The organism is Aeromonas sp. ASNIH8 (genome assembly GCF_002919855.1).
Taxonomy (GTDB): domain Bacteria; phylum Pseudomonadota; class Gammaproteobacteria; order Enterobacterales; family Aeromonadaceae; genus Aeromonas; species Aeromonas caviae.
The window spans coordinates 19627-36422 of record NZ_PQLN01000005.1; the positions used below are offsets into that span (position 1 = coordinate 19627).

19 protein-coding genes and 2 pseudogenes are annotated in these 16796 nt (G+C 62.7%); 1 reads left to right on the plus strand and 20 read right to left on the minus strand.

The window, feature by feature from the left end; all coding sequences use genetic code 11:
* Positions 1-10: 10 nt before the first annotated feature.
* Both C3418_RS02525 and yfcD read right to left on the minus strand, forming a co-directional pair.
* On the minus strand, positions 11-481 hold the full coding sequence (locus tag C3418_RS02525; RefSeq protein ID WP_052816154.1) for a peroxiredoxin: 471 nt from the start codon (positions 479-481) through the stop codon (positions 11-13).
* A gap of 112 nt (positions 482-593) precedes the next feature.
* Complete coding sequence (gene yfcD / locus C3418_RS02530) at positions 594-1124, minus strand: NUDIX hydrolase YfcD (protein WP_080990053.1); 531 nt, start codon at positions 1122-1124, stop codon at positions 594-596.
* Positions 1125-1301: 177 nt separating this feature from the next.
* Between yfcD and C3418_RS02535 the strand changes: the two genes are divergently transcribed.
* Positions 1302-1517 (plus strand): DUF1107 family protein, encoded by a 216-nt coding sequence (locus C3418_RS02535; protein WP_010673486.1) that lies wholly within the window; start codon positions 1302-1304, stop codon positions 1515-1517.
* 95 nt (positions 1518-1612) lie between these two features.
* Here C3418_RS02535 and C3418_RS02540 read toward each other — a convergent pair whose 3' ends face one another.
* The 18 genes and pseudogenes from C3418_RS02540 to C3418_RS02625 form a co-directional block, all read right to left on the minus strand.
* Entirely contained in the window at positions 1613-2356 is a 744-nt protein-coding gene (locus tag C3418_RS02540) for an amino acid ABC transporter ATP-binding protein (protein WP_010673485.1), read from the minus strand.
* Positions 2357-2369: 13 nt separating this feature from the next.
* Complete coding sequence (locus tag C3418_RS02545; protein ID WP_103857885.1) at positions 2370-3464, minus strand: amino acid ABC transporter permease; 1095 nt, start codon at positions 3462-3464, stop codon at positions 2370-2372.
* A 9-nt stretch (positions 3465-3473) separates the two neighbouring features.
* On the minus strand, positions 3474-4661 hold the full coding sequence (locus C3418_RS02550; protein WP_223937699.1) for an amino acid ABC transporter permease: 1188 nt from the start codon (positions 4659-4661) through the stop codon (positions 3474-3476).
* A 62-nt stretch (positions 4662-4723) separates the two neighbouring features.
* Positions 4724-5743: an amino acid ABC transporter substrate-binding protein gene (locus C3418_RS02555; protein WP_010673482.1), complete on the minus strand. Its 1020-nt coding sequence runs from the start codon at positions 5741-5743 to the stop codon at positions 4724-4726.
* A gap of 460 nt (positions 5744-6203) precedes the next feature.
* The gene (locus tag C3418_RS02560; protein ID WP_161469726.1) at positions 6204-6515 is read right to left on the minus strand and encodes a DUF2845 domain-containing protein; all 312 of its coding nucleotides are present in this window, start codon (positions 6513-6515) and stop codon (positions 6204-6206) included.
* On the minus strand, positions 6500-7513 hold the full coding sequence (locus C3418_RS02565) for an ABC transporter permease (protein WP_103857888.1): 1014 nt from the start codon (positions 7511-7513) through the stop codon (positions 6500-6502). The genes C3418_RS02560 and C3418_RS02565 overlap by 16 nt, the downstream gene beginning before the upstream one ends.
* A 79-nt stretch (positions 7514-7592) precedes the next feature.
* Positions 7593-8472 (minus strand): annotated as a pseudogene (locus C3418_RS02570) (ABC transporter ATP-binding protein).
* A 137-nt stretch (positions 8473-8609) separates the two neighbouring features.
* Positions 8610-9221, minus strand: coding sequence for an FKBP-type peptidyl-prolyl cis-trans isomerase (locus C3418_RS02575; protein WP_010673478.1), 612 nt, complete (start codon positions 9219-9221; stop codon positions 8610-8612).
* 191 nt (positions 9222-9412) lie between these two features.
* Positions 9413-9532, minus strand: a complete 120-nt coding sequence (locus C3418_RS02580) for a copper homeostasis protein CutC (RefSeq protein ID WP_080990052.1) — start codon at positions 9530-9532, stop codon at positions 9413-9415.
* 8 nt (positions 9533-9540) lie between these two features.
* Positions 9541-9630 (minus strand): annotated as a pseudogene (locus C3418_RS02585) (copper homeostasis protein CutC); the annotation flags it as partial.
* A gap of 38 nt (positions 9631-9668) precedes the next feature.
* Complete coding sequence (locus C3418_RS02590; RefSeq protein ID WP_052816142.1) at positions 9669-10394, minus strand: copper homeostasis protein CutC; 726 nt, start codon at positions 10392-10394, stop codon at positions 9669-9671.
* Positions 10395-10435: 41 nt separating this feature from the next.
* Entirely contained in the window at positions 10436-11338 is a 903-nt protein-coding gene (locus C3418_RS02595) for an ROK family protein (RefSeq protein ID WP_010673476.1), read from the minus strand.
* 109 nt (positions 11339-11447) lie between these two features.
* Entirely contained in the window at positions 11448-11954 is a 507-nt protein-coding gene (locus C3418_RS02600; protein ID WP_103857889.1) for a GNAT family N-acetyltransferase, read from the minus strand.
* Positions 11942-12757, minus strand: coding sequence for a M48 family metallopeptidase (locus C3418_RS02605; protein WP_010673474.1), 816 nt, complete (start codon positions 12755-12757; stop codon positions 11942-11944). The genes C3418_RS02600 and C3418_RS02605 overlap by 13 nt, the downstream gene beginning before the upstream one ends.
* A 152-nt stretch (positions 12758-12909) precedes the next feature.
* Positions 12910-13884: a PstS family phosphate ABC transporter substrate-binding protein gene (locus tag C3418_RS02610; RefSeq protein ID WP_039039286.1), complete on the minus strand. Its 975-nt coding sequence runs from the start codon at positions 13882-13884 to the stop codon at positions 12910-12912.
* Between the two features lie 273 nt (positions 13885-14157).
* Positions 14158-15453 (minus strand): phosphate regulon sensor histidine kinase PhoR, encoded by a 1296-nt coding sequence (gene phoR / locus C3418_RS02615; RefSeq protein ID WP_010673472.1) that lies wholly within the window; start codon positions 15451-15453, stop codon positions 14158-14160.
* A 72-nt stretch (positions 15454-15525) separates the two neighbouring features.
* Positions 15526-16215 carry a phosphate regulon transcriptional regulator PhoB gene (phoB, locus tag C3418_RS02620; protein ID WP_010673471.1) on the minus strand — a complete coding sequence of 230 codons (690 nt, stop codon included), beginning with the start codon at positions 16213-16215 and terminating at the stop codon, positions 15526-15528.
* Positions 16216-16317: 102 nt separating this feature from the next.
* Positions 16318-16728 (minus strand): VOC family protein, encoded by a 411-nt coding sequence (locus C3418_RS02625; protein ID WP_181023053.1) that lies wholly within the window; start codon positions 16726-16728, stop codon positions 16318-16320.
* Between the last annotated feature and the right edge of the window lie 68 nt (positions 16729-16796).

Sequence of the window (16796 nt, forward strand, 5' to 3'; positions counted from 1 at the left end):
GATTAATCTTTCACAGCGCCGCCAGCAGGCTCTGGGCATCCGACACCTCGAACTTGCCTGGCGCCTCCACGAAGAGCCGCTCCACCACACCGTCGTTGGCGATGAGGGCAAAACGCTGGGCCCGCACGCCGCCGAAGGCGCCGGTCTCCTTGGCCAGACCCAGTGCCCGGGTCCAGCTGCCGTCACCGTCCGCCATCATGGTGATGGCAGAGGCGTTCTGGGCCTCTTGCCACGCCTTCATCACGAAGGCGTCGTTGACCGACAGACAGCACAGTTCCACCCCCTTGGCCTTGAACTGATCGGCCAGCACCACGTAGCCCGGCAGGTGAGCGTTGGAGCAGGTGGGGGTGAAGGCGCCGGGCACCGCAAAGAGCACCACCCGCTTGTCGGCAAACAGGGCCTGGGTATCCTTCACCTGCTTGCCCTCGGCGGTGATAAAGGTAAATTCCCCTGCGGGCAGGGATTGACCGACCGTGATCATGATGACGCATCCTTCTGTGGTTCAAAGAGGCCCAGTCTACCCCATTCCACCAGAAGGCGAAGGGGTCCATCGAGCAGCAACCAAGCGATCGGGGAGCGAACGCCTGTCGCCCCTATTTCTGGCCTGATGGCAGGCGCCTTGCCTGCCAGGTGGCGATGGCGAGCAGGGAGTCAGGCGTGAACTCGTCCGCCCGATCGGCTATCTCGCCCAGGCTCATCCAGTGCACCTCGCTCACCTCTTCGGCCTGCAGTTGCAGCGGCCCCTGATAGTGACAACTGAACAGGCCGCCCCAGACCCGGTAGCGGCTGCAGCTCGCCTCCCCTTCGGCATAGAAGGTGCCGTAATCCTGCAGGGGCACGTCGCGGATCCCCAGCTCCTCGGCCAGCTCTCGCCGGGCGGAAAGGGCCATGGCCTCCCCCGTGGTCACCACGCCACCGGCGCAGGCATCCAGCATGCCGGGGCAAAAATCCTTGCTCGGGGTGCGCCGCTGCACCAGGATGCGCTCAGCCTCATCCAGCACCAGGATGTAGCTGGCACGATGGCGCAGGTTTTCCTGACGCACCCTGGCGCGCTCGGCCACCCCGATCACCCTGTCCTGCTCGTCTACTATGTCCACCCACTCCACGTGCGGCACCTTTGTCATGTCTGCAATGGCCGCAGTATATCGGGCCCCGGACCCGGACTCTCACTACTTTTTCAACGCCGGGGCTGCACGCCAGCCGATCACAAGACAGATTCATACAAATCTTTATCAAGTGTCACATCAGTGTCACGGTCCGTCGGCATAGTGTGCCCTGTCCAAACAACAGGGTCTCTTGCCATGAAGGTGTTCAAGCAGTGGTCTCCCCGTCGAATTGCTCGATATATCAAGAGCTTCCATCATGGAAGTTTCATGGTTGAAGCACTGGGGCGGTTTGAGTTTCAAGGGGGGATCATCGATGTGAAGCCGTTGAGCTGTCATCAGGCGCTGAGCCTGGCCCGGCAGATCAACCTGGCCGTGCGCGATCTGCGCACCACCACCCTGTTGCCGGGCTGACATACTCCTTTCTGTCTGTCGTCGACTTCCATGTACACATTTGCCCGCCGCTCATTCGAGCGTGCGGGCTGTTTTTCTGAAGGTTGTGCCCTGCCTCAGTGCTGCAGGATCTGGGAGAGGAAGAGCTTGGTCCGATCGGACTGGGGGTTGTCAAAGAACTGATCCGGCACGTTCTCTTCGATGATTTGCCCCCGGTCCATGAAGATCACCCTGTCCGCCACCTGCTTGGCAAACCCCATCTCGTGGGTGACGCAGAGCATGGTCATCCCCTCGTGGGCCAGCTCCACCATCACATCCAGCACCTCCCGCACCATCTCGGGATCCAGCGCTGACGTCGGCTCGTCAAACAGCATGACCTGGGGATTCATGCACAGACTGCGGGCGATGGCGACCCGCTGCTGCTGGCCACCGGAGAGCTGCCCCGGATACTTGAGCGCCTGCTCGGGGATCCGCACCCGGCGCAGGAAGTTCATGGCGATCTCCTCGGCCTCCTTGCGCGGCAACTGCTTGACCCAGATGGGCGCCAGGCAACAGTTCTCCAGCACGGTCAGATGGGGGAAGAGGTTGAAGTGCTGGAACACCATGCCCACCTCCCGGCGCACCGTCTCGATGTTCTTGAGATCGGAGGTCAGGGCCGTGCCCTTGACCAGGATGTCTCCGCTCTGGTGCTCTTCCAGCCGGTTGATGCAGCGGATCATGGTGGACTTGCCCGACCCCGATGGTCCACAGATGACGATCTTCTCCCCTCTGCCCACCTGCAGGTTGATGTTGCGCAGCACGTGAAACTCACCGTACCACTTGTTGACCTCTTTCAGTTCGACAACTGCGTCCGTTTTCATATCAGAACGACTCCTAATGCTTGTGGCCCGTGTTGAGTTTGCGCTCCAGATAGATGGAGTAGCGGGACATGCCAAAACAGAACATCCAGAAGATCATGGCGATAAAGACATAAGCTTCGGTGGAATACCCCAGCCAGGCCGGATCCGCCAGGGCCACCTTGGAGATGGCCAGCAGATCGAACAGCCCGATGATCAGCACCAGGCTGGTGTCCTTGAACAGGGAAATAAAGGTGTTCACCAGGGAAGGAATGGTGATCTTGAGGGCCTGGGGCATGATGATGAAGCCCATCACCTTCCAGTAGGAGAGCCCGAGGGCATCCCCCGCCTCATATTGCCCCTTGGGGATCGCCTGCAGCCCCCCTCTCACCACCTCGGCCACATAGGCCGCCTGGAACAGGATGATGCCGATGAGCGCCCGCAGCAGCTTGTCGAGCTCCACCTCGGTACTCATGAACAGTGGCAGCATGACGGACGCCATGAAGAGCACAGTAATGAGCGGCACCGCCCGCCAGAACTCGATGTAGACGGTACAGAGGCTGGAGATGACCGGCATGTGGGAGCGGCGCCCCAGTGCCAGCAGGATGCCGAACGGCAGTGCTACGACTATGCCCACCACCGCCAGCACCAGGGTGAGCATCAGCCCGCCCCAGCGGTTCGTTTCCACCACCTCCAGCCCCGCTCCCCCATGGATGAGGAAGAAGGCGATGACAGGGAACACCAGCAGGGTGAAGAGCGCCAGCCACCCCTTGCGCGGGGTCTTTGGCCAGATGAGCAGGGCCAGCAGCGCCGCCAGACCGGCGAAGGTCAGGTTGATGCGCCAGTACTGATCAGCCGGGTAGAAGCCATAGAGATACTGCCCCAGCCGGCTCTCGATGAAGATCCAGCAGGCACCGCCCTGGACGCAGGCCTCGCGGCTGCTCCCCTGCCAGGTGGCCGAGAACAGCGCCCAGTCCAGTGCAGACCAGATGAGTGGCAGCAACAGATAGGCCAGCACCAGGGTCAGCAGGCCGTTCCACCAGTTGGGGAAAAGGTTCTGCCTGATCCAGGCGAGCGGCCCCCGACGGTGGTTGGGAGGCGGCAGCGCCTCCTGCAATTCATTCACGAACATGACAGCTCCCTAGCGCTCAACCAGCGTCATTCTGCGGTTGTAGATGTTCATCAGCACCGAGGTGGTGATACTGATGACGAGATAGACCCCCATGGTCATGGCGATGACCTCGATGGCCTGCCCTGTCTGGTTGAGAGTCGTCCCCATGAACACCGAGACCAGATCCGGGTAGCCGATGGCGGTCGCCAGGGAGGAGTTCTTGGTGAGGTTCAGATACTGGCTGGTCAAGGGAGGAATGATGACCCGCATGGCCTGGGGAATGATCACCAGCCGCAGCGTCTTGGTGGGCGAGAGCCCGAGGGCGGAAGCCGCCTCCGTCTGCCCCTTGCTGATGGCCAGGATGCCGGATCGCACTATCTCGGCGATGAAGGCCGCCGTATAGATGGTGAGCGCCAGCAAGAGGGCCGCGAGCTCCGGCAGCACCGTCAGCCCGCCCCGGAAGTTGAACCCCTGCAGCGCAGGCACGCTCCAGCTGAGCGGGCTGCCCGCCAGCAGGAAGGTGATGCCCGGGAGCAGCATGACCAGGGCGGCCACACAGCGCCAGAACGGGAAGATCCTGCCTGTCAGGGCCTGACGGCGGCGAGCCCAGCGGCCCAGCCCCCAGCTCAGCAGCACCGCGAGCACCAGTGCACAGAGCACGTAGCCGAATCCCTCTTCGAACAGGGGCTTGGGCAGATAGAAACCCCGCACGTTGAGGAAGGCGAGCCCGCCTATATCCACGCTCTGACGCGGGGAAGGCAGGGTACGCAGCACCGAGAAGTACCAGAAGAAGATCTGCAGCAGCAGCGGGATGTTGCGAAACGTCTCTATGTAGACGGCCGCTATCTTGGCCACCAGCCAGTTGCGCGACAGGCGCGCGACCCCGAGTGCGAACCCGAGCAGGGTGGCAAACAGAATGCCGAGCACGGAGACCAGCAGGGTGTTGAGCAGGCCCACCACAAAGGTGCGACCGAAGGTGTAGGTCTCGTCGTAGGGGATGAGGCTCTGCAAGATGCCGAAACCGGCCGTGTTGCCCAGAAAATCAAAGCCTGTGGTGATGCCACGGGTGGCCAGATTGGTCAGGGCATTGTTGACGATGTAGAACAGAAACCCGATAACCGCCGCGATGGCCAGGCACTGGAAGAGCAGCGCCCGCACCTTGGCGTCATACCACCAGCGGCCCTGTTCTTTCCTATGGTTTGATGCGTGTAACGCCATGAGGATGACTCCGACAAAGCCAGGGAAAACATGGGGGGCCAGGCCCCCCGGTGACTGTCGACTCAGCGGATGGGTGGCGCGTACATCAGACCGCCCTTGTTCCAGAGGGCATTGATGCCGCGATCAATCTTGAGGGGGGAGCCGGCACCGACGTTGCGATCGAAGGATTCACCGTAGTTGCCGACCTGTTTGACGATGTTGTAGGCCCATTTGTCATCCAGCCCCAGCACAGTCCCTTTGGGCTCTTCCAGCCCCAGCAGGCGACGGATGTCAGGGTTGGTGGACTTGAGCATCTCGTCCACGTTGGCACTGGTGACCCCGGCCTCCTCGGCATTGAGCATGGCGTTGAGGCTCCAGCGCACCACCTTGAACCACTGATCGTCACCCTGACGCACGGCTGGGCCCAGCGGCTCCTTGGAGATGACCTCCGGCAGCACCACGGCTTCCTCTGGCTTGGTGAGCTTGATCTTGAGGGCATAGAGCTGGGACTGATCCGAGGTCAGCACGTCACAGCGGCCGGCTTCGAAGCCCTTGACGGTCTGATCCGAGGTATCGAACACCACTGGGGTGTACTTCATGCCGCCATTGGCGCGGAAATAGTCGGCCAGGTTGAGCTCGGTGGTGGTACCGGACTGGATACAGACGGCGGCACCGTCAAGCTCCTTGGCGCTCTTGACCCCGAGGGACTGCTTGACCAGGAACCCCTGCCCGTCGTAGTAGTTCACCCCGGCGAACGTGAGGCCCAGCGACCCATCCCGGGTCAGGGTCCAGGTGGTGTTGCGCGAGAGCAGATCCACTTCCCCGGACTGCAGGGCGGTAAAGCGCTCCTTGGCGGTGAGGGAGACATACTTGACCTTGCTGGCGTCCCCCAGTACCGCGGCGGCCACGGCGCGGCACACGTCCACGTCGAGCCCGGTCCAGGTTCCCTTGGCATCCGGGTTGGAGAACCCGGGCAGGCCGTCACCGACCCCGCACTGCACGAATCCCTTCTTCTTGACGGCATCCAGCGTACCGTCCGCCCACGCATTGGCTGCCATCAGCGACAGCGCCATCACCATACCAGCCTTGTGTATCTGCTTCATGTCACTCTTCCCTGTGGTTTGATTCGAACAGGCATCAAAATCTAGCGAGATGCCATCGTTTCCCTGCTTTTTGGCAGCTTATCCAGCCGCAGAAAAACCTGTCAATCGGTGCAATCCGGCCCAACCATGGTGCAACAGAACAAAATATCTAAACGGGGGAATATGCACTCTCAGAATCAAAAGTAGACCCTTATTTGCCAAATAGCCTGCTGCTTAAAACCCTTCTTGGCATGAGGATTATTTTTCGAAAATAAATCGGCTGCACCGCATTGGGGCAGCCATTTCTGCTGACAACTGACTCATCAGATTCGGTTTTATGCCAAAAGCACCAGAGTGAGGCAGCATGACCCCATATGGAAAAATGGCGATAACAGGCAGGGGAAAGCAACAGAAAAAGAGGTAAAAGGCGGGGAAGTGGCGACCTTATCTCCCGCAGGCTGGGCTTCAGAAAACCAGGAGGTCATCCTCCCCGTGGGCCATCCACAATGTCGGTGATGACGCCGTTTTCGACGGTGACAAACTGCATGAATTCCCGCTTGCCGAAGTTGTAGGTCCAGCGCTCGGCATACTTGACCGTCACTCTCGCCCCGAAGCCGTTCTCCTCGAAGCGGGTGAGATCTTCCTTGAGCATCGGCTGGCCGCAGCGAACCAGCAGCTCTGCCGTGGTGTCTCCCTCGGTCAGCAAGGCGTTCTTGCAACGCAGGGTACCTGCCTGCACAGGCAAGGCCGCCACCAGCAACAACCACAGAACAGGTTTCATTTTGCACTCCATTTGAACAGCATGGTTCCCAGCGAGATGCACACCAGGGCGAACACCATGACCTGGCCCAGAGGGCCTGCCACCTCCTGCCATCCCGCCCCTTCCAGCATCACGGCGCGGGCTGCTTCGATGATCTGGCTGAGGGGCAGCCTGGCCGCAAGCTGCTGCAGCCAGGCGGGCGCGCCTTCTAGCGAGAACCAGACACCGGATAAAAACATCATGGGCAAGCTGATGAGATTGAGCAAACCGCTCGCCAGCTCCTCGTTCTGCAGGCGAGCGGCGATGAGCAGGCCAAGGGAGGCCATGGCCGTTCCTCCCGCCAGGGCGATCACCAGCAGCAGCCACCCCGACCCGATGAGGGGCACATCCAGCAACCAGTAGGCCGCGCAGAAGACCAGCAGGCTCACCACCAGGGTGATCAGCACCCGTGACAGCAACTGGGCGAAGAGAAACTCCAGCGCGCCGAGCGGCGTGGCTCGCAGCCGTTTCAGCACCCCGTTCTTGCGATAACGCACGATGACAAACCCGACCCCGAACAGGCCGGAGAACATCAGGTTCATGCCGATCACCCCGGGCAGCAGCCAGTCGCCGTAGCGAATGGCGCGCCCGCTCAGGGTCTCTCTTTGCAAGGGCCCCTGCACCGCCTGGCGCAGCAGATACTCGGCCATGGCCCCCTGAGGGGCGTCCGGATTTATCCAGTAACGCCCCCCGGCGGGTGAGAGCAGCAGGTCCAGCTGATGGTGACGGACCTTGAGCTGGCCTCTCGACGCCTCGTCATAGGGGATGATCTTGAGCAGCGGCACGGCGCGCAGCGGGGCATAGGTTGCGGGCAGTGCCCCCACCACCCCGATCTGCACCAGCGGTTTGGGCGGGCCGGAGAAGATGAGGGAGAAGCCGATGACCAGCAGGAGCGGGAAAAGCAGGTTCCACACCAGGGCCGCGCGATCGCGCACGAACTCGAGGGTGCGGGCATAGAAGAGCGCCCCGATGCGCTTGAGGGATCCCTTCATCGTCCACTCCCGGGATTGCATGTCGGCAAGGCGTACCACAGCCCGGAGGCCACGGTCAGACAGAACTCGGTCATCCCTCTCATGCGCCGCTCCGCAGGCTGTGGCCGGTCAGGTTCAGGAAGAGATCTTCCAGATTGGGGGAGCGCACCTGCATGCCGGTGAGCGGCACACCAAGATCCAGCAAGGCTGGCAACAGGGTCGCCACGTCGGGGCAACAGAGCTCCACCTGATCGCCGACCGGACGCAGGGGATAGCCGAGCCCAGCCAGGGCCGGGTGCCCCCCAAGGCGCACCAGCACGCCGTCGAAGTGTTGCGCCAGCAAGGCAGCCGGCGTATCCAGACTGAGCAGGTGGCCGTGATCGACGATGGCAATCAGATCGCACAGCTGCTGCGCTTCGTCCATGTAGTGGGTGGTGAGCACCACCGTCTTGCCCTGGGCCTTGATCGCCTCTATTCGCTGCCAGAAGTGGTGGCGCGCGGGGATCCAGTCCTGTGGTGGGCTCATCCAGAAACAGCAGTTCGGGATCCCCGAGCAGGGCCAGAGCCAGCAGCAGGCGCTGACGCTGGCCCCCCGAGAGCTTGCGACTGTCCCTGTCGATGAACTCGCCCAAGGCGCACAGATCGATGAGCAGCTCCCGTGGCAAGGGATTGGGGTAGAGGCTGGCGAACAGGCGCAGGGTATCGCGCACCGTCAGGAAATCCTGCAGCGCCGTGTGCTGGAACTGGATGCCGATGCGGGAGCGATAATCCGGGCCGCGCGGGGCGCCGTGAAACAGGATCTGGCCGCTGTCCGGGGTGAGGAGCCCCTCCAGCAATTCTATGGTCGTGGTCTTGCCCGCCCCGTTCGGGCCGAGCAGGCCGAAGCAGCTGCCGGCGGGAATGGCAAAACTGAGCCCGTCCACCGCCTTGACGCCGGGGAAGTGCTTGACGAGATCGACGACCTCGATGATGGCTGCCATGGCGTGTCTCCCTCACATGGCCGGAATGGACGACGCTCTGACTATATCCAAATCCCCGCCGTAGGCACATGGCCCGTTTGGGCGGTCCAAAAACAAACGGCGACCTCAGGGTCGCCGTTTGCATCACGCCAGCCGGATCACAGGATGTCCAGCAGCTCCACTTCGAATACCAGAGCGGAGTACGGCGGGATGGAGCCGGCGCCACGGGCACCGTAGGCCAGATCCTGCGGAATGTAGAGCTTCCACTTGGAGCCAACCGGCATCATCTGCAGCGCTTCCACCCAACCGGCGATCACGCCGGTCACTGGGAACTCGGCCGGTTGGCCGCGCGCAACGGAGCTGTCGAACACACCACCGTGGGTGAAGGTACCGTGGTAGTGCACGCGCACGGACTGACCGGCAACCGGCACGGCACCATTGCCTTCGACCATGACTTCATATTGCAGACCAGAGTCGGTGGTCTTCACTTCGGCGCGCTTGGCGTTGTCGGCCAGGAAGGCTTCGCCTTCGGCGGCAGCGGCCTTGGCGGCAGCTTCCTGCTCTTCCTGCATACGGGCGGTGATGACCTGGAAGGCATCGTTGATATCGTCACGGCTGACCGCGAACTCCAGACCGTTCAGGGCATCAGCCAGACCTTGTTGCAGGGCCGGGATATCCAGACCGGCGAAGGCTTGCTGAGCCAGTTGGTCGCCCATGTTGCGGCCGATGCCGTAGCTGGCCTTCTGTTCGATAGAGTCGTATTGGGACATTGAGAGGTTGCTCCGGGTCCTGATGGTAAAAGAGACGGGATGATAACAGACTTTTTTGCACCGTGCTGCCAAGACGCCCCTCAATTGCCCGCCGGTGGGAGACGCCTCACATCGGCCCCCTCATCCCCGCCCCTTCTCCCGCAAGGGGAGAAGGGAGCAAAACAGGGCACCATGCCGCCGCACAGTCTGTATCAGGCCCTGTCCAGCAACGCCCTCACCGCCGCGACCTTGGCCCCATCGGTGATGTTGACCCGGCCATCGTCCGAGGTGCCCATGTTGACGTCACAGAGAGAGGCACCATGGCGCCGCACAGTCTGTATCAGGCCCTGTCCAGCAGAGCCCGCACCGCCGCGACCTTGGCGCCGTCGGTGATGTTGACCCGGCCGTCGTCCGAGGTGCCCATGTTGACGTCACAGATAGAGGCACCATGGCGCCGCACGGTCTGTATCAGGCCCTGTCCAGCAGTGCCCTCACCGCTGCGACCTTGGCGCCGTCGGTGATGTTGACCCGGCCATCGTCCGAAGTGCCCATGTTCACACCATGGGGCACCATGCCGCCGCGCCAGCCCATGCCGGACATGTGCACTTCATTGACGCCGGTGAATTCGATGATGGTGCGCACGTTGTCGGCGTTGACCCCGGCCCCGGGCATCAGGCTGGCGCGACCCGCCAGCGCCTGGTGCATGGCCTGCAGGGTTTCGAGCCCCGCCAGCGCGGTCGGCGCATGGCCGGAGCTCAGAATGCGCTCGCAACCTGCCGCGACGATCGTCTCGAGATCCAGCCGCCAGTCGGAGGAGAGATCGATGGCCCGGTGGAAGGTGACGCCGAGCGGCCCCGCCGCCTCGACCAGTTGCCGGAGCTTGCCTTCGGGTACCCGTCCATCTTCATCCAGCAGACCGACCACCACCCCTTGCAGGCCCGCAGCACGAGCGGCCGCGATATCCAAGAGCATCATCTCGAACTCGCCGTCGTTGAAGCAAAAATCTCCGGCGCGTGGACGGATCATGGCGTAGACGGGGACGGTGGCGTGGCGCGCCACCTGCTGCATGAAACCATAGGAGGGAGTGAGACCGCCCAGCCCCAGCGCAGAGCAGAGCTCGATGCGATCGGCGCCGGCCGCCTGGGCGGTGAACAGGGATTCGAGGTTGTCGATACAGATTTCAAGACGGGTCATGATGACTCCTTGTTCGGGGAGATCAGACCCTCTGTCCGATCTCACAGATTGAGCAGGGCTGCACCGCGCACACCGCCGGCTCCACCGAAGCGGGCCTCGCGGATCGCCGGCAGGGCGACACCGGGCAGCAGGTGGCCGGGCAGACGTTTGGGCAACTCCTCATAGAGGGCTGGCAGGGCGCTCAGGCCGCCCCCCAGCACCACCACATCGGGATCAATCACCGAGATGGCGGTGGCGAGGCCAGCGGCGATGATCTCGAGCCAGCAGTCGATGGTCGAGAGGGCCGCCGCCTCACGGGCATCGGCACGGGCGACGATCTGGTGGCCGCTCACCCGTTCTCCATGAACATGGTGGTATAGCCGCTCCAGGCCCGTGCCCGACGCATAGGTTTCGAAACAGACCAGGCGCCCGCAGCCACAGCGGGGACGGGGCAAATCCGGGTATTTCATCAGGATGGTGGCGGGCAGCGGGTAGTGACCTATCTCCCCCGCCAGCCAGTTGCGCCCCTGGATGAGCTTGCCCGCCAGGTAGACGGCGCCGCCGATGCCGGTACCTATGGTGACGCCGAGGGCGCTGCCAGCACCGTCTGCGGCCCCCTGATGCACTTCCGACCAGAGGAAACAGTTGGCGTCATTGTCGACCTTGACCGGTCGGCCCAGCAGTTCGGCCAGATCCGCCCCCAGATGGCGGCCATGGATGGCGGGCAGGTTGGCCGCCACTATGCTCCCGTCGAGGCGATTGAGGATCCCCGGAAACCCGATGCCGACGGCCCCTTTCACCCCGAAGCGCGCATCCGCCGCCTCGACCCGCTCGCGCACAAGCTGCTGCAGCGCCGGGTAGTCGTTGCCCGGCGTGCTCACCCGCTCTTCATGGCAGAGGGTCAGGGCGTCGTCATACACCGCGAAGGCAATCTTGGTGCCGCCAATATCAAATCCGTAGTACATGCCACACTCCCTTGCGGTGGACCCGGCCACCTCGGTCTGTCCAGATGGGGCACATTGTATTAATTCGCAAAAAAAATAAAGTGACCAGGGGCGAAAAACGGGAGCCAGCTCAAAGCAAACGGAACATTTGTCGTTGTTGGCAAGGGTGTCCGAGGCTCATCAGGGTGCGCTCCTGACCGTCGAACATGAAGCCGCGGCGCAGGTAGAATCCCTCGCCGATGTGATTGCCATCCAGCAGCCAGAGCCTGACACACTCGCAACCGGCCCGGCGCATCTGCACCGCCACCGCCTGCCACAGCCGTTTGCCATGACCCTGACGCCAATGATCGGGATGAAGGTAGAGCGCCCGGATCCGCGCCGTCATCAAGCCTTCCTCCAAAGAGGACTGCCAGTAGAGCAGGCCGATGACCACGTAGTCCTGGCAGACCAGCATGGGAACGGGGCCGGGCTCGGCGAGCCGGTGTCGCCAGATCTGCAGGTGGTCGGTCACCGCCAGCTGGGCCAGCATGTCGGCCCCCAGCACCTCCCCGTAGGCCGCCAGCCAGCTCGCCCGCTGCATCACCGTCATGGCGGCGGCATCGGCGGGACGCGCCAGGCGCAGGCTTACGCCTTGCACTGGGGAACCAGCCCTGATGCTTTCGCCTGCTGGTACAGGGGCTGCACCTCGGCCTGCTGGGCCTGCAGGTTGGCGATCCGGCTCTGGTCGCTGGGGTGGGTGGAGAGCAGCTGGGGCGGTGCCTTGCCACCGGAGGCGGCGCTCATGTTCTGCCACAGGGTGACGGCTTCGGCCGGGTTGAACCCGGCGCGGGCCATCAGCTCGAGACCGAGCCGGTCCGCTTCGCTCTCCTGGGTTCTGCCATAAGGCAGGGCTATCCCCACCTGGACCCCGAGGCCCAGGGCGGCCATGGTGGCAGCGCCCCCGAGGCTGTCGCTGCTGCCGATGGCGGCGTCCGCCACCGCCAGCCCGATACCGGTCAGCTGATCCCGGGAGAGGCGCTCGTTGGAGTGCTGGGCCAGCACGTGGGTCAGCTCGTGACCGATGACGGTGGCGAGCTGGTCCTGATTCTTGGCGACTTTCAGCAGGCCGCTGTAAACGCCTATCTTGCCGCCGGGCAGGGCGAAGGCGTTGATCTCCTTGGAGTCGAACACCACCACCTCCCAGCTGGTGATGCCATAGCTGGCAGGCACCTGGGCGGTCACCGCCTTGGCCACGCAGCCCACATAGGCATTCATCCTGGCATCCGTGCTCACCTTCTCCTGCTGCTTCATCTGGGTGAAGGAGTCGGCGCCCAGCTGGTTCATCTGCTGGGGGGAGAAAAGCAGCATCTGGTTGCGACCGGTCGGCGACTGGGCGCAGCCGGCCAGCAGGGCGCTGCACAAGGCCGTCAGGGCCAGTCTGGAGAGGGAAGATGCGCGCATGAGAGGGTCCTTTGCCGTGAAGTTGCCCTATTCTCGGAAATGCCGCCGCCCGGCGCAAGCCGGGCGCTGCGCCCTGCGACCAAAAAGATCCTGGGGCGCACCAATGAAAACGAGCCCGCATGGGGCTCGTTTTTCTGCAAGGGCATGTTCTGTTACATGATGCCCAGCTTCTTCAGGTCGGCCTGAACCACCTTGGCCGGGACCGGCACATAGCCGTCCTTGGCAACGATGGTCTGGCCCGCCTTGGAGAGCATCATCTTCACAAACTCCTGCTCCATCGGGGAGAGCGGCTTGTTCGGATGCTTGTTCACGTAGACGTACAGGAAGCGCGACAGCGGGTACTTGCCGGTGATGGCGTTGTCGGAGCTCGCCTCGATGAAGGTCTTGCCATCCTTGGAGAGCGGAACGGCGCGCACGCCGGAGGTGACGTAGCCGATACCGGAGTAGCCGATGCCGTTCAGGGAGGAGGAGACGGACTGTACCACGGAGGCGGAGCCCGGCTGCTCGTTCACGCCGCTCTTGAAGTCACCGTTGCACAGGGCGTGTTCCTTGAAGTAACCGTAGGTACCGGACACGGAGTTGCGACCGAACAGTTGCAGATCCTTGCCGGACCAGCTGCCGTCCAGACCCAGATCAGACCACTTGGTGGCCGCCTTGGCTTCGCCGCACTTGAGGGTGCTGGAGAAGATGGCGTCGATCTGCGACATGGTCAGCCCCTTGATGGGGTTGTCCTTGTTGACGAACACGGCCAGGGCATCGACGGCGACGCGGATGGCGGTCGGCTTGTAGCCGTAGCGCTTCTCGAATGCCTCCTCTTCACCGGCCTTCATGGCACGGCTCATGGGGCCAAACTGGGCGACGCCCTCGGTCAGGGCAGTCGGTGCGGTGGAAGAACCGGCGGCCTGGATCTGCACGTTGACGTTGGGATACATGCGCTTAAATTCTTCGGCCCACAGGGTCATCATGTTGGCCAGGGTGTCCGAGCCGACAGAGGACAGGTTGCCCGAGATGCCGCTGGTCGGTGTGTATTCCGGCAGGTCTTTATCCACACCGGCAGCCAGAGCGCTGACAGAAAACAGGGTTGCTGCGGTGAATCCGATGACACCAGCCAGTTTGTTGAGTTTCATCCAATCTCTCCAAGTCCAAGGTTGCAGAAGGCAATCGTCAGGTTGACGTCTAAACGTGGTTGACACCCGATCGCAATGATCCGTGGGCCAGCACCACTCCTTCTCCAGTGTTACAGAAGGTCCGTTCTTTAAGACGGCGCCAGTATCTGGCCTGGCAGTGACAAATTTATGGAATTTATATGACACTTTGATGACATGGGCCGAGAGTGGCCCGGATGAAAAAAGGGCTGCGATGCAGCCCTTCTCTCGTTGCTAACACATTGACACAAAATATTATTTCACCAGCACCATGCGGGCGGGAATGAGAAAGCTGAAGCGGCTGCCCGCACCGACCCGGCTCTCGATATCGAGATGGGCATCGTGATGACTCAGGGCGTGCTTGACGATGGCAAGGCCGAGCCCGGACCCTCCGGTGTGGCGCGAGCGGGCCTTGTCGACCCGATAGAACCGCTCGGTGAGCCGCGCCAGATGCTCGGGGGGGATCCCCTCCCCCTCATCCTGCACCGCAAACAGCGCCATGCTCCCCTGCTTGCGCCACTCCACAGTGATCTTGCGCCCCGCCGGGGTGTAGTGGATGGCGTTGTAGACCAGGTTGGAGACGGCGCTGCGCAGCTGATCCTGATCCCCGCGCACCAGCAGATTGGGCTGAACCATGAAGACGATCTCGTGGGCCCGCTCGCCGGAGAGCGCCCGCGCCTCCTGCTCCAGCAGCCCCAACATGGCGGGCATGTCCACCAGATGGGAGAGATCCACGGTGGGCGCCGCCTCGATGCGCGACAGGGTGAGCAGCTGGTTGACCAGATTGTCCATGCGGATGGTCTGCTCCATCATCACCTTGTGCGCCTTGGCCCACATGGCGGGGGGGGGCGGCTCCTCGGTCATCTCCAGATACCCCTTGAGCACGGTGAGGGGGGTGCGCAGCTCGTGAGAGACGTTGGAGACGAAGTGCTTGCGCGTCTTCTCCAAGCTGCGCAGCCGGGTCACGTCCCGCACCACCAGCATGGCCTGGTCCTCCGCATAGGGCATGATGCGAAATTCGAGGAACTTCTCCTCGTTGATGGGGGAGTGCATCTCGAACGGCTCGTCATACTGCCCCTTGCCCAGATAGGCGACGAAGGCGGGGTGACGGATCAGGTTGCCGATGTGCTGGCCGGCATCCTCGGGCCAGCGAAAGCCGAGCAGTTGCTCCGCCAGCCGGTTGCACCAGAGGATGCTGCCGTCGGTGCGAAACACCACGGCCGCATCGGGCAGCGCCTCCGCCCCTTCCCGAAAACGGCGGATGAGGCCCGCCAGCTCCCGGCGCCGGGCCCGGTGACGCTGCTGCAACTTGTAGATGCCGTTGAAGATGTGCTCCCAACTGCCGCTGCCGTGGGGCGGCACCAGGCTGCGATCGTGCCACAGCCAGTCCGACAGCCGCTTCTGGAAGCGGTAGTGCCAGACCAGGTGCACCACAGTGGCCACCAGCAGGCAAAGAACGAGATGATCGATTAACCAACCTACCAAGACGAAGGGGCTGTAGAAGAACGCCATTCGCCACAACTGTCGCCGCCAGGCGTAAGGTTGCAACATTAAGATCTCCTAGAGACAGCAAAGAGCCGGGTCCAATGCCCGCCAGCAGGGGCTGGCGGCACTGGCCCTGACCTAGAGACGGGTCGAGAAGCGGTAGCCGGCCCCGCGCACCGTCTGGATCAATCTGTCGTGCCCCGTCTCTTCGATGGCCTTGCGCAGGCGGCGAATGTGTACGTCCACCGTCCTGTCCTCGACATACACATTGGTACCCCAGACGTTGTTGAGCAACTGTTCGCGGCTGTAGACCCGCTCGGGGTGGGTCATGAAGAAGTGCAGCAGCTTGAATTCGGTCGGCCCCATGTCGAGAGCCTTCTCCTCGGCACTGACCCGGTGGGAAACGGGATCCAGCTTGAGCCCCTGCACCTCGATCACCTCGTCCACCGAGGTGGGAGAGACACGGCGCATCACGGCGTGCAGGCGGGCGGTGAGCTCCTTGGGGGAGAAGGGTTTGGTGATGTAGTCGTCGGCACCGGCCTCGAGCCCGCGCACCTTGTCCTCTTCCTCGCCCCGGGCGGTCAGCATCACCACCGGGATCTGGCGAGTCATCTCATCCTGCTTGAGCTGCTTGAGGAACTGGATACCGCTGCCGCCTGGCATCATCCAGTCCAGCACGATGAGTTCGGGGTAGGGTTCGCGCACCTTTGCCAGTCCATCGGCGTAATCTTCTGCTTCTACTGTTTCATATCCCTTCTGCTCAAGCACGAAGCAGAGCATTTCGCGGATCGGTGCCTCGTCCTCGACCACCAGAATTCGCTTAGCCATATCCCTTCTCTCTCCTCTGTGAAGATGGGTGCGCCAATTATTAGAACTTTCTGTGACACTTTTATGACTTTATGACGGGCGGGATGATAAACGTTTTCAGATTCAGTTGGCAGCAGCGAGTTGCAGCAGGTCCCAGCGATTGCCACTGATGTCCTCGAACACCACCACGGTGCCGTAAGGTTCGAGGCGCGGCTGTTCACAAAAACGAACGCCATAGGCCTGCATCCGCTCGTAATCGCCCCAGAAGTCGTCGGTCTCGAGAAACAGGAAGACCCGACCGCCCCCCTGGCGACAGATGGCGGCGCGCTGCTCCTCGTTGGCCGCGCGGGCCAGCAGCAGGGCGGAGCCGGGAGCCCCCTTGGGAGCGACCCGCACCCAGCGTTTGCCCGGTTTGCCCGGCTCGTCGAGGGGGGTGTCTTCCAGTAGCTCGAAGCCCATTCCCCGGGTGAAGAAGGCGATGGCCTCGTCGTAATCCGCCACCAGCAGCGTCAGGGCGCCAATGTGTTGTGCCATGGCATCTCTCCTCGGATAAATGATGGGGCGCATGATAGCCCCGCCCGGCCATGGGCTCCAGCGCCGGA